This is a genomic window from Microcoleus sp. CAWBG58 (assembly GCF_020883045.1).
In the GTDB taxonomy this organism is placed as follows: domain Bacteria; phylum Cyanobacteriota; class Cyanobacteriia; order Cyanobacteriales; family Microcoleaceae; genus Microcoleus.
On record NZ_JAHRFA010000019.1, the window covers coordinates 36,085 to 48,730 of the forward strand.

The 12,646-nt window shown below is 46.0% G+C and carries 10 protein-coding genes; 9 read left to right on the forward strand and 1 reads right to left on the reverse strand.

What is annotated here, in order from left to right; all coding sequences use genetic code 11:
- Nucleotides 1-40 precede the first annotated feature (40 nt).
- From QZ918_RS10945 to QZ918_RS10970, 6 genes are all read left to right on the forward strand, one after another.
- Nucleotides 41-517, forward strand: coding sequence for a TerB family tellurite resistance protein (locus QZ918_RS10945; RefSeq protein ID WP_293334567.1), 477 nt, complete (start codon nucleotides 41-43; stop codon nucleotides 515-517).
- Between the two features lie 594 nt (nucleotides 518-1,111).
- Nucleotides 1,112-2,203, forward strand: a complete 1,092-nt coding sequence (locus QZ918_RS10950) for a glycosyltransferase family 4 protein (protein ID WP_293334570.1) — start codon at nucleotides 1,112-1,114, stop codon at nucleotides 2,201-2,203.
- Between the two features lie 31 nt (nucleotides 2,204-2,234).
- Complete coding sequence (map, locus tag QZ918_RS10955; RefSeq protein ID WP_293334573.1) at nucleotides 2,235-2,996, forward strand: type I methionyl aminopeptidase; 762 nt, start codon at nucleotides 2,235-2,237, stop codon at nucleotides 2,994-2,996.
- Nucleotides 2,997-3,359: 363 nt separating this feature from the next.
- Entirely contained in the window at nucleotides 3,360-4,325 is a 966-nt protein-coding gene (locus QZ918_RS10960) for a S66 peptidase family protein (RefSeq protein ID WP_527250396.1), read from the forward strand.
- A 408-nt stretch (nucleotides 4,326-4,733) separates the two neighbouring features.
- Nucleotides 4,734-5,534 (forward strand): hypothetical protein, encoded by an 801-nt coding sequence (locus QZ918_RS10965; protein ID WP_293334576.1) that lies wholly within the window; start codon nucleotides 4,734-4,736, stop codon nucleotides 5,532-5,534.
- Between the two features lie 1,223 nt (nucleotides 5,535-6,757).
- Nucleotides 6,758-6,901 carry a hypothetical protein gene (locus tag QZ918_RS10970; RefSeq protein WP_293334579.1) on the forward strand — a complete coding sequence of 48 codons (144 nt, stop codon included), beginning with the start codon at nucleotides 6,758-6,760 and terminating at the stop codon, nucleotides 6,899-6,901.
- Here QZ918_RS10970 and QZ918_RS10975 read toward each other — a convergent pair.
- The gene (locus QZ918_RS10975) at nucleotides 6,890-7,294 is read right to left on the reverse strand and encodes a hypothetical protein (protein WP_293334582.1); all 405 of its coding nucleotides are present in this window, start codon (nucleotides 7,292-7,294) and stop codon (nucleotides 6,890-6,892) included. The genes QZ918_RS10970 and QZ918_RS10975 overlap by 12 nt on opposite strands.
- 536 nt (nucleotides 7,295-7,830) lie before the next feature.
- On the opposite strand from QZ918_RS10975, the gene hemE reads away from it, so the two are divergent.
- From hemE to QZ918_RS10990, 3 genes are all read left to right on the forward strand, one after another.
- A complete protein-coding gene (gene hemE, locus QZ918_RS10980; RefSeq protein WP_293334585.1) occupies nucleotides 7,831-8,895 on the forward strand; it encodes a uroporphyrinogen decarboxylase in 1,065 nt (354 codons plus the stop codon).
- A gap of 491 nt (nucleotides 8,896-9,386) precedes the next feature.
- Nucleotides 9,387-10,349 (forward strand): NAD-dependent epimerase/dehydratase family protein, encoded by a 963-nt coding sequence (locus QZ918_RS10985; protein WP_293334588.1) that lies wholly within the window; start codon nucleotides 9,387-9,389, stop codon nucleotides 10,347-10,349.
- Nucleotides 10,350-10,958: 609 nt separating this feature from the next.
- On the forward strand, nucleotides 10,959-12,557 hold the full coding sequence (locus QZ918_RS10990; RefSeq protein WP_293334591.1) for a B12-binding domain-containing radical SAM protein: 1,599 nt from the start codon (nucleotides 10,959-10,961) through the stop codon (nucleotides 12,555-12,557).
- Nucleotides 12,558-12,646: the final 89 nt, after the last annotated feature.

Below are 12,646 nucleotides of genomic sequence, written 5' to 3' on the forward strand. Positions count from 1 at the left end.
CCAATTTTCAATTCCCAATTAGCAATTACCAATTTTAATTATGCAAACCCCACCTCCTCCATCAATTACGCCTCGCCAGATGAACCTGCTGCGAATCGTTGCCTCTATGGCCTGGGCTGATGGCGAACTCGCGACAGAAGAAGTTAATTTAATGCTCGATCGCTTTTGCCGTTTGTTTGCCGCAGATGACGACGCCCAACAAATGCAACAGGAACTGCGGGATTACATCATGCAAAATATTCCCCTTGATGAGTTGATTCACCAACTAGAAACTCAAGAGGAAAAAGAATTAGTCTTGCAACTCGGCTATGAAGTGATTGCATCTAGTTCTCGCACTCCCGACGAACCAAACATTAACTCTGAGGAAGCCGCAGCTTATCAAAAATTAGTGCAGTTGCTGAATCTTCCAGAAGATGCAGTCAAGCGTATTGAAGCAGAAGCATCATCTGCGACACCTACTTCGGAGGGAATTGTAGAGAAGATAGCTCACAAATTAGAACAGTTCATCAAACGCTAGTTTGGGACTGGCGCGCGGCTGATTCCTGGTTGATTCCTGTATTTCTTGTTACTAAACCTGAAATTTTTAAGAGCAACCGGGAATAAATCCCATGGGTAATTCTTTTTTATTTAATACTTTTGGACTGGGTAATATAGCCCTTCTCAGATAGGTGAGGTACGTTGTTGGGCTTTAGCCCTCTTCGTTTGGGCTTCAGCCCTCTTCGTTTAAGCGGTTATATAAGCAGTCAGTCATACCTCATCTTTCTGATAAATGCTATACAATTTTTTCCAAATAATGGAACCTAACAATTATTGTGCAAGAGTCTTAGAAAGAGTTGTTGATTCTCTCGAATGTGTAATATCAAATCCGGCTGTCCCGGAATGATTGAACCGCAGAGGGCGCAGAGAACACAGAGGGAGAAAATAGAGAGATGAATCATCTGACGATGAAAGAGCAGATTTGATATATAGCCTTTCTCAAAAGGATGAGGTAGGTATAACTGACAGCTTGTATAACCACTTATTAGAATTAAGAGGGCTGAAGCCCAACAACATACCCGATGTTTTTAATAACACCAATAACCAATAACCAATAACCAATAACTAATAACCAATGACTAATAACTCTTTAAAATTATTGTTTCTATCAACTTCTGTAGGTCAACTCGGTTCGGGGTTGGGCGGCGGAGTCGAACTTACAGTCCTCAACATTGCTAAAGAATTGCAGCGCAGAGGTCATAAAATAACAGTTGTAGCGCCGACAGGTTCAGTTTTAGAATCAATTCCAGTTATCGAAATTGCGGGGGATTTGCAAGTAACAGCCCAAACACAAGATTACCACGATCCTATTGTGATGCCGGCCGATCCTGTGCTGGCGAATATGTGGGAATATGCTCGCCAAGTTCAGGATGATTGGGATTTGATTGTTAACTTTGCCTACGATTGGCTGCCGTTTTATTTGACGCCATTTTTTAAGACTCCGATCGCACATTTTATCAGTATGGGCTCCATGTCGCGATCGTTCGATCGCATCGCCGGACAAATCGCCGTCAAATTTCCCGGTACGCTGGGAGTTTGCACTCTTACCCAAGCCCAAACCTTTGCCTTTGCTAGCGAGTGCAAGTTGGTGGGAAACGGCGGCATCGATTTATCGCTGTACGAATTTTGCAGCGAACCGGAACTAAAATTAGCTTGGCTGGGCCGCATCGCCCCGGAGAAAGGCTTAGAAGATGCTGTGGCGGCGGCAAAAATTACAGGCATTCCCCTAAAAATTATGGGCAAAATGCAAGATGAGGATTATTGGCAAAAAATTTGTACAGATTACCCGGATGCTCCGGTAGAATATTTAGGGTTTCTGACAACAACCAAAATGCAAGAGCAAGTCCGCAAGTGCCGAGCATTGTTGATGACGCCGCGCTGGGTGGAAGCTTTCGGAAATGTCGCGATTGAGGCTTTAGCGTGCGGTGTGCCTGTGATTGCCTACGAGCGCGGGGGGCCGGCGGAAATTGTGCGAGACGGGCTGACGGGCTTTTTAGTGGAACCTGATAGTGTAAATGGCTTGGTAAGCGCGATCGACCGTTTAGATAAAATTGACCGCAGTGCTTGCCGGCGACAAGCAGAGGTAGAATACAATTTAGTCGTGGCGGGCGAACTTTTTGAACGCTGGTTCAAGTCTATTGTAAAATTGAGTCAAATAAACTCTTAATCGACCACAATAAAAGACCACAAAAATAACTATGGCAACTGAACGTTTAGTGCTTTTATCGAGCAGAGAAATCGAAAAAATGCGTCAAGCTGGCCGCTTAGCAGCTCAGCTTCTCCTGCATCTTGAACCAATGATTAAACCGGGTGTCAGCACTCTGGCAATTAACGACGAAGCGGAACGCTGGACTTTAGCCCACGGTGCAAAAAGTGCTCCGTTAGGTTATAAAGGATTTCCCAAATCTCTGTGTGCTAGTGTCAATGAAGTTGTCTGTCACGGCATCCCGAATGCTAAACAAATTCTCAGGAAAGGTGACATTGTTAACATTGATGTAACACCTTTGGTTGATGGCTATCATGGCGATACTTCTAAAACTTTTTTTGTTGGGGAACCTTCACCTGTAGCTAAAAGGTTAGTTGAAGTAACTGAGGAATGTCTCAGAAGAGGAATTGCGGAAGTTAAGCCTGGTGCTCGTACCGGTGATATCGGTGCGGCGATTCAAGAATATGCCGAAGCCCAAGGTTTTTCGGTGGTGCGAAATTTTGCGGGACACGGCGTGCATCGCGTTTTTCACACTGAACCGGAAATTTTGCATTACGGCAAGCGGGGGACTGGAAAGAAGCTCAGACAAGGCATGGTTTTTACCATTGAGCCGATGATTAATGAGGGCACTTGGGATGTGGAAATTTTGGCCGATGGTTGGACTGCGATCACTAAGGATGGTAAGCTTTCGGCTCAGTTTGAACACACTCTGGCTGTGACTGATTCTGGGGTGGAAATTCTGACTTTGCCGTAGGTGTGAAGGGTAGAAATTCGCCGCATGGAATTCCGACTTAGGTACGTTGTTGCGCTTGAGCGCTCTTACTATTATATATGAAAAGAGCGCTAAACCTTATTAGGTACGTTGTTGCGCTTGAGCGCTCTTACTATTATATATGAAAAGAGCGCTAAACCTTAAATGCGTACCTTAAATGAAGTTTGAGATTGTAGGGAATCAGCGTTATTAGTACATATAAAAAAGAGCGCCCAAGCGCAACTACGTACTTTAAATGCAAAGAGCGCTGAAGCGCAACTACGTACCTAAGAGCGCCCAAGCGCAACTACGTACCTTTTTGAGCGCTAAAGCGCAACTACGTACCTTAATACATAAATTATTAATATGAAATGGCTGCAACCGGGAGATTTGCTGCGGGTAATTGCACCTAGCGGCGCGCTGCGAGAATTGACTAATTTTGAACGCGGTTTGGAAATTTGGAAATCCCGCGGCTATCGAGTTGAATTAACACCCGGTTTTGACGATCGCACTGGCTATTTGGCCGGTTCCGACGCAAACCGCGTCCGACAGTTGGCAGATGCCCTCAGTGACCCGGATTGTCGCGGTATTCTGTGTGTTCGAGGCGGTTTCGGCAGCACTCGACTTTTGGAAAAAGCAAAAGTCGGACAAAAGGAAAACCCGGAACTCCAAAAAAGTGAAAATGCCCGATGCCCAATGCCCGATGCCCAATTCCCAATTAGCAATTCCCATGCACCGAAATGGTTAATCGGCTTTTCCGATATTACGGCTTTGCTGTGGAATGACGATAAATTGGGGATTTGGGGGGTTCACGGGCCGCTGCTGACAACTTTGGGGGCGGAACCGGATTGGTCGGTCGATCGACTTTTTGACTGCATCGAAGGCCGTCCGTTACAATCTTTGCAAGGTAAGGGATGGGCTGGTGGCAAGGCTTCGGGGCGACTGTTGCCGGCGAATCTGACGGTGGCTACTCATTTGCTCGGAACCCCGTATCAACCGAATTTGACTGGTGCTATTCTCGCATTTGAGGATGTTTCGGAGGCTCCTTACAGAGTCGATCGTATGTTAACTCAGTGGCGGATGGCGGGGGCTTTTGCGGGGGTGCGGGGGATTGCTTTGGGACGGTTTAGTCGCTGCGAGGTTGGCCCGGATAGTCCTAGTTTTAGTATAGAAGAGGTTTTGCGCGATCGGCTCTTTGACTTGAATATTCCCATTGTCTCGGATTTGCCGTTTGGGCATGAAGGGGTTAACGCTGCTTTACCGATGGGAATTGAGGCGAGTCTCGATGCTGAATCGGGATTGCTGATTTGTGGGGATACATCGCAACTTTAGATGCGACATCAACGTCTGTAAGTTTAACTTGATATTTTGCACCAGCTAAATAGCTGATCCCCCCTAACCCCCCTTAACAAGGGGGGAACCGGAAGCGCTCTTTCCTCCCCCTTCTTAAGGGGGATAAGAGGGGGATCGAGACTCTGCTAAAAGCGAGATTTCTCAAGGGTTTTTGGCCCGCCGATCCCCCCTAACCCCCCTTAAGAAGGGGGGAACCGGAAGGGATCTTTCCTCCCCCTTCTTAAGGGGGATCGAGACTCTGCTAAAAGCGAGATTTTTCAAGGGTTTTCGGCTTAAGTTGAGACTAATGGTTAACACGGTTGGCAGAAATTAGATTTAAAATAGAGAGTGTATGCAAATGTCGGCGCAAACAATGCAAAAAGATTTTAAAATTTTTGAGAGGTTGATATGAAAGCACACAACTTGTTAAATAGTATTGCTGCCACTGTGCTAGTTGCGGGATTGGCACTTACGGCGATTCCTCAGAGTGCTGTTGCCGAATTGATACAAAATAACGATCGCATCGATGGAGTAATCCGCCGCAATTCCCCGATTTACCGTTTCCGAAATATGTGGACGCCCGGTGCTCCGACGGAAGAATTGCGCGGTCAAGAATACACTTTCAACGCTCGGGAAGGCGACAACATTGAAGTGTTTTTAGATACGGATAGAAGTCGCGGTTTTACTCCCGTCATGGTACTATTTTACGGAAATAACAAACAAGTTGCTTTTACCCAAGACCGTTCTTTTAATTATGTGATTCCCCGCAGCGGCGATTACAAGCTTTTGGTGTTAGCGAAAGATGCTGCGAGGGGCGGTAGCTACACGGTGGAAGTTTCGGGAATTGATGGCGGCGACAGACGGGCTAGTAATAATAGATGGGATGACAGAAGCGATAGGGGGCGTAGCATCAGCAGCTACGATGGAGAACGAATTTTGCGAGATGATTTTGGCTTAAACCCGATCGACTGTCGCCTCAGACGTACTATGGTAAGAGTAAGATTTGATAGTGCCGGCAGAGACGGGACTTATTGCGCTGTACCGACTAGGGCTGTTCCCGCGGGCGATTATTATTACAATTCGCGGACTAGGGATTTAGATTCGGCGAGGGCGGATGATGGTAGATTCGATCGATCTAATGATAATAGCAGGTTCGATCGTCCCGAGCAATGTCGCGTATCTGTAGGCGGAGTGTGTGTGACTAGGTAAGCCGGAAAAAATCATCTTTTCCGAGGAATTGTAGGGGCGGGTTCACCCTGATTTGTAACTCAAATCAACAATATTTATAAACCCGCCCCAACCCAACCAACCAACTCTGATTAGGAATAGGTTTTTGTGGTTCTGCGATGGGTGGGTGCGGGTTTTTGAGTGAGTCGATTTCATTGTAGATTTGGGTGAACCCGCCCCTACAAATTTTGGTGGGTTAGATATTTTTTTGGATTCATGAATATGTGATTGCATTAAAATAAAGTGCCGTGAAGCGATAGCAAAAATTCGACATCTAAACTGTTTGATCCGCGTCGCGTATCTGTAGGCGGAGTTTGTGTGACGAGGTAAGCCGGAAAAAATCATTTTTTCCGAGGAATTGTAGGGGCGGGTTCACCCTGATTTGTAACTCAAATCAACAATATTTATAAACCCGCCCCAACCCAACCAACCAACTCTGATTAGGAATAAGTTTTGTGGTTCTGCGATGGGTGGGGGCGGGTTTTTGAGTGAGTCGATTTCATTGTAGATTTGGGTGAACCCGCCCCTACAAATCTTGGTATTTTAGATGATTTTTGAGATTCATGAATATGTGATTGCATTAAAATATGGCGGATGATGGTAGATTCGCTCTAATGACAATAGCAGATTCGATCGTCCCGAGCAATGTCGCGTATCTGTAGGCGGAGTGTGTGTGACTAGGTAAGCCGGAAAAAATCATCTTTTCCGAGGAATTGTTGGGGCGGGTTCACCCTGATTTGTAACTCAAATCAACAATATTTATAAACCCGCCCCAACCCAACCAACCAACTCTGATTAGGAATAGGTTTTTGTGGTTCTGCGATGGGTGGGGGCGGGTTTTTGAGTGAGTCGATTTCATTGTAGATTTGGGTGAACCCGCCCCTACAAATCTTGGTATTTTAGATGATTTTTGAGATTCATGAATATGTGATTGCATTAAAATAAAGTGCCGTGAAGCGATAGCAAAAATTCGACATCTAAACTGTTTGATCCGCAATAAATTGGTATATATTCGACCAGCTAATTAATTTTTTTTTATGATTGTAGTGCGGGTTCAAGAACTCGGTTTCTTGGTAGAATCAGGTTTTTTATTGTGTCGCGAGTTTCCATTCCATTAGTTTCCCCAGCGAGTGGGAACCCCTCCATTATACACCCTATACAGCGCAAAGTTTCCAGAGGCTGTTTGCGACGGTCAGGTATTTTTTATGGAAGTCACATCTGTGTTAGCTAATAAGTTTTTTAATTTGAGTGAAAAAAAGCGATCGCTCATCAAAAGAGCGATCGCTTTTTTTTACATCAAGCTAGGGCGCAATCCTTTCCCAATCTCAACGCATGAATTAACCAGCTAACGATACCACGTTCGTAAATCCGTTAGCAGAAACAGGCAAGATCTGAATATTACAGCGGATCTCGTCATTGTCCGCTCCAGGATCTTCCTGAAGCAAACTCCTGAGAGCCTTAGCAGTACGCATACGTGAAAATGTCTGCGGAGTTCCGCCTGGTGTCACTTCAATTGCTTGGACTGGTAAGAATTTGTCTAGCAGAATTTCTCCAGTGGTACCAAACGGTAGCTCTACTCCAGTAACTTGGATAGTTTCCAGAAATTTCCACTCGAACGGCGATGCCGTTAAATTCCGTTCGGCGGGGCTGAAAGTTACATCATAGGTCACTTGAATAGTTACCTTTTCTGGGCTGCCGGCAATCGGAGTTATAATTAGGTTTGGGACAGAAATTATTGCCATGATTAGTTCCTCGGTGTACTTAAGTAATAGACTTCTCCAATAATTACTGTGGAACAGGCATCTTGCTTGTTCAAAACATTTTTTTTGGAGATGTCTAATTTGTAACTTCCTTCAATAGTGTGTTGCAAGTCGCTTTTTTGTGTTAACTCATTTGTGTTAACTCATTTGTGTTAACTCATTTGTGTTAACTCATTTGTGTTAACTCACTTGAGTGACACTCATGAACTTGTGGCGAGAAGTTAATCTAATTTCTAGTAATGGATAATGGGTAATAAGTCTCGAATCGATCGCCAGTTACAAATTACAAATTACAAATTACCTATTACCCGGTAGCCAAATATACATTTTCCTCAAGTATCCGAAAGAGCCTAATTTACCGCCAGCCTCGCAACCAACAACCCGACTCTCCAAAATCGAACTCAGCCGCTCCTCTCATCTCCTTCACGGCCGATCGCCGAATTTTCGATCGAAAAGGACGATCGCACAGTGGTAAGCTACCAAAGACATTAAAATATCTAAGGTAGAGACAAGTTAAAATGTCAGCATTAAATGAAGTTCCCTTGCTACTGCGGGCAGCCCGCGGCGAAACCCTAGACCGCCCGCCCGTGTGGATGATGCGTCAAGCCGGCCGCTACATGAAGGCTTATCGAGATTTGCGAGAAAAGTATCCATCCTTTCGCGAACGTTCTGAAATACCCGAAGTTGCGATCGAAGTTTCGCTTCAGCCGTGGCGCGCGTTTCAACCCGACGGCGTAATTTTGTTTTCCGATATCGTCACCCCAATGCCCGGTTTGGGCATCGACATGGACATCGCCGAAGGTAAAGGCCCGATTATCCACGCACCCATCCGCACTCAGCAGCAAATCGACGCCCTGCAACCGCTGAATCCAGAAGAAAGTTTGCCGTTTATCAAAACAATCCTCAAATCCCTGCGTGCGGAAGTCGGCAACAAATCCACCGTGCTCGGTTTTGTCGGCGCGCCCTGGACTTTAGCCGCCTACGCCGTTGAAGGCAAAGGTTCTAAGGATTATGCCGTTATCAAAAACATGGCATTTTCCGATCCAACTTTACTGCATCAGTTGCTCTCAAAATTTGCAGATGCGATCGCAGTTTACGTCCGCTATCAAATCGACTGCGGCGCCCAAGTAGTGCAAATGTTCGACTCCTGGGCCGGCCAACTGTCCCCGCAGGATTACGACACCTTCGCCCTACCATACCAAAAACAGGTATTCGAGCAAGTCAAAAAAACCCATCCCGACACCCCGCTAATCCTGTTAGTCACGGGTAGCGCGGGCCTCCTCGAACGCATGACAACATCCGGCGCCGATATCATCAGCGTCGATTGGACGGTTGATATGGCCGACGCCCGCAAGCGTTTGGGCCCCAACATGAACGTTCAGGGAAATCTGGATCCCGGCGTATTGTTTGGTTCTCAACCGTTTATTCGCGATCGAATTCTTGATACAATTCGCAAAGCGGGCGATCGCGGACACATCCTCAACTTAGGACACGGCGTATTGCCGGGAACCCCCGAAGATAACGTGCGTTTCTTCTTTGAAACCGCCAAACAAGCCGACAAATTGCTCGCAGTTACTGCTTGAATTTGACAGGAATTCAAACCCCAAAAACCCGTAGGGGCGGGTTCACCAACAACCTTAAAAGTTACAAACAAGTGAAATAAACCCGCCCCCAATACTTAAATTTGACAGGAATTCAAACCCCAAAAACCCGTAGGGGCGGGTTCACCAACAACCTTAAAAGTTACAAACAGGCTACATAAACCCGCCCCCACCCACCGAAAATCCCCTTTAAATTCTGGTAATAAAACCCGGAGATCCCCCCTAACCCCCCTTAAGAAGGGGGGAACAAGAGCCTTCAAAGTCTCGCTAAAAAACGAGGTAATCAAGAGCATTCAAAGTCCCCCTTCTTAAGGGGGATTTAGGGGGATCATACCTCAACTGTCACCCAAATTAATTGCCTACTAAAGCCTGAATTTCACACAAATAACTCCCCCTCTCCCCCAACTGTCAACTGTCAACTGTCAACTGTCAACTGTTGAACCCCTCTCCTCTCCCCCCTTCCCCTTCTGCAAATGACAAAAAAAATTTTCATAACGGGTGCAAGTGGCTGTATCGGTCACTACATGGCCGAAACCTTGATTCAACACACAAACCACGAACTCTACCTATTAGTTCGCAACCCCGATAAGCTAAAATTTGACTGGAAAGCGCGATCGGGTATCAATATCATACAAGGCGACATGAGAGATATCGATCGCCATTCCGAACTTCTGCAAACAATAGATGTAGCAATTTTAGCAGCCACAGCTTGGGGAGGCACCCAAGAAGTTTTTGATGTCAACGTCACCAAAACGCTGCGCCTAATCCAACTACTTTCGCCCCAGACTTGCCAACAAGTAATATACTTTTCAACCGCCAGCATTCTCGGTAGAGATAATAACTTGCTCAAAGAAGCAGGCGAACTGGGGACAGATTATGTTCGCTCCAAATACGATTGCATGACGCAATTATCTACGTTAACAAACGTACCTCCAATTACCGCACTTTACCCAACCTTAGTATTGGGAGGAGACGCCGAAAAACCAGTTTCTCACCTATCATCCGGTTTGCCGCTTGTCGCCAAATGGATTGGCTTGATTCGCTGGCTGAAGGCAGATGGCAGTTTTCACTTCATCCACGGTGCAGACATTGCTACAGTAGTTAATTACTTAGTCGAACATCCGTCCGATTCCGAAGAGCCGCGACATTTTGTACTCGGAAATTCGGCGATTACCGCGAACGAAGTTGTCGAACAAGCTTGCAAGTATTTGCATACAAAAATCTTCTTTCGGATTACTCTGTCACCTTGGCTTGCCGATTTCTTTATTTGGTTGTTCCGAATTCAGATGGCTGCTTGGGATAGATTTTGCATCAGCTACCGCCATTTTACCTATCAAAATCTGGTCAATCCCGAAAGCATCGGATTGCCGAGTTACTGCGGCACAGTTGCTGATATGTTAAGAACTAGCGGGATTCCAGATAAAAATACAAAGTAGTCCGTACACTCCGCACCAATATCAGAGCGAGTTCGGGGAGGGAGTAAGAAAAAGTTCACAAATGATATCATTTCTGGTTGTATCGGAATGATTTAACCGCAGAGAGCGCAGAGGACACAGAGAGAGAAGATAGAGATGAATACCGATGCAATCGGATTTGATATTTAGGATTGCTATAGAAGCCGATCCCACAAAAAAGATTGTGGGATCGGCTTATAGCATCGTCCCTAATTATTTTTGGGCTTCTCAAATCCCATCCCACAAGAAAAACAATTTGTGGGACGTTGCTCCTAGCCCGTCCCTAATTCTTTATCCTATTCAACTTTACTATTTCAAATTCTTTTTTGCCTGATTCGGGCACTTTTGAAGCGATTATCGTCAATCCATGGTGAGATACGATAAGATATCAACATTTGCTAACTATAACAGGGAACTGCAAGCTGAAAATTGCGCCCATTATCTTTGTGTTAGGGGGTGTCGCCCCTTTCTAGATAGTCGATCGCGCGCAAGATCGTAATTTTAGCCTTAACATTAAATATTGAGAGTCGATCGAACTCTCAAACGCCAGCCAGATCGCAAGTCTTTTAGTGATGTGAGGTTTAACATACTATGCGAGTGCTTCTAGTTTACCCCCTGTTCCCGAAAACATTCTGGTCTTATGAGAAAATCCTAGAATTAGTCGATCGCAAAGTGCTGCTTCCACCGCTGGGTTTGGTCACAGTAGCAGCCATTCTACCCCAAGAATGGGAATTCAAGTTAGTCGATCGTAACATCCGACAAATCACCGAAGCAGAATGGGAATGGGCAGAGCTCGTTATTCTGTCAGCGATGATTGTCCAAAAAGAAGACTTGCTAGACATCATCCGCGAAGCCAAGCGGCGCGGTAAATCCGTAGCTTGCGGTGGCCCCTACCCAACTTCCGTACCCGAAGAGCCCCAAGCAGCCGGCATCGATTACCTGATTCTCGACGAAGGCGAAATCACCCTACCGATGTTCGTCGAAGCCATCGCGCGCGGTGAAAAAAGTGGCATTTATCGATCGGACGGCGTCAAACCCGATGTTACCACAACCCCAGTACCCCGCTTCGACCTGCTCGAATTAGACGCCTACGATTCGATGTCAATTCAATTTTCGCGCGGCTGTCCTTTCCAGTGCGAATTCTGCGACATCATCGTCCTCTACGGGCGCAAACCCCGCACCAAAACCCCCCAACAATTAATAGCAGAATTAGACTGTCTCTACAACTTAGGTTGGCGGCGAGGCGTCTTCATGGTAGACGACAACTTTATCGGGAACAAACGCAGCGTCAAACTGTTGTTAAAAGAATTAGAAGTTTGGCAAATAGAACACAAATTCCCCTTCAACTTCAACACAGAAGCATCCATCGACTTAGCCCAAGACCAAGAATTGATGGACATGATGGTGAAATGTCATTTCAACGCAGTATTCCTCGGAATTGAAACCCCCGACGAAGAAAGCTTGCAAATGACCAAAAAATTCCAAAACACTCGCAACTCCCTGATAGAATCAGTAGAATTAATTGCCAAATCAGGTTTGCGAGTCATGGCCGGATTCATCATCGGATTCGACGGCGAAAAACCCGGTGCAGGGCAACGCATCGTCAACTTCGCCGAAGCAGCAGCAATCCCCAGTACAACCTTTGGAATGCTGCAAGCTTTGCCGCACACTGCACTGTCGCACCGACTAGCAAAAGAAGGCAGATTGCGCGACAAATCCGGCAATTTGAATCAGACTACATTAATGAACTTCATTCCCACCCGGCCGCTAGAAGACATCGCCAGGGAATATGTCCAAGCATTTTCTGACGTGTACGATGCTGAGAAATACTTAGACCGCACCTACCGCCACTTCTTGATGTTAGGTGCACCTACAGCAAATATACCATCAAGAATCCCCAGTTGGATCGACTTGCGAGCGCTGCTAACAGTAGTTTGGCGCCAAGGAGTCAAGCGTTCAACTCGCTGGAAGTTCTGGCATCATTTATTTAGCATTCTCAAACGCAATCCCGCCGTTTGGGATCACTATTTAACAGTGTGCGCCCACAACGAGCATTTCCTGGAATACCGCCAAATTGTGCGGGATGAAATCGAAGAACAACTAGCCGAGTTTTTGGCTGACGAAGCTCAACAGGCGCAACAAAAAGCCCTGATTGCTTCCATTGCTGAAAAACAAGTGCAAGTAGTTTAAGATTTACATTTATCTGGAAGGGTAATCAGAAACCGGGTTTTTTACAAATATCTTTCGTCGCAGTCGATCGATTAGGTAAAAACCCGGTT

What these genes read in the sequence shown, in the direction of transcription:
- QZ918_RS10970 (WP_293334579.1), top strand. Translation starts at nt 6,758, where the DNA reads ATGGAAGTCACATCTGTGTTAGCTAATAAGTTTTTTAATTTGAGTGAA.
- QZ918_RS10975 (WP_293334582.1), bottom strand. Translation starts at nt 7,294, where the DNA reads ATGGCAATAATTTCTGTCCCAAACCTAATTATAACTCCGATTGCCGGC.
- QZ918_RS10965 (WP_293334576.1), top strand. Translation starts at nt 4,734, where the DNA reads ATGAAAGCACACAACTTGTTAAATAGTATTGCTGCCACTGTGCTAGTT.
- hemE (WP_293334585.1), top strand. Translation starts at nt 7,831, where the DNA reads ATGTCAGCATTAAATGAAGTTCCCTTGCTACTGCGGGCAGCCCGCGGC.
- QZ918_RS10945 (WP_293334567.1), top strand. Translation starts at nt 41, where the DNA reads ATGCAAACCCCACCTCCTCCATCAATTACGCCTCGCCAGATGAACCTG.
- QZ918_RS10985 (WP_293334588.1), top strand. Translation starts at nt 9,387, where the DNA reads ATGACAAAAAAAATTTTCATAACGGGTGCAAGTGGCTGTATCGGTCAC.
- map (WP_293334573.1), top strand. Translation starts at nt 2,235, where the DNA reads ATGGCAACTGAACGTTTAGTGCTTTTATCGAGCAGAGAAATCGAAAAA.
- QZ918_RS10960 (WP_527250396.1), top strand. Translation starts at nt 3,360, where the DNA reads ATGAAATGGCTGCAACCGGGAGATTTGCTGCGGGTAATTGCACCTAGC.
- QZ918_RS10950 (WP_293334570.1), top strand. Translation starts at nt 1,112, where the DNA reads ATGACTAATAACTCTTTAAAATTATTGTTTCTATCAACTTCTGTAGGT.
- QZ918_RS10990 (WP_293334591.1), top strand. Translation starts at nt 10,959, where the DNA reads ATGCGAGTGCTTCTAGTTTACCCCCTGTTCCCGAAAACATTCTGGTCT.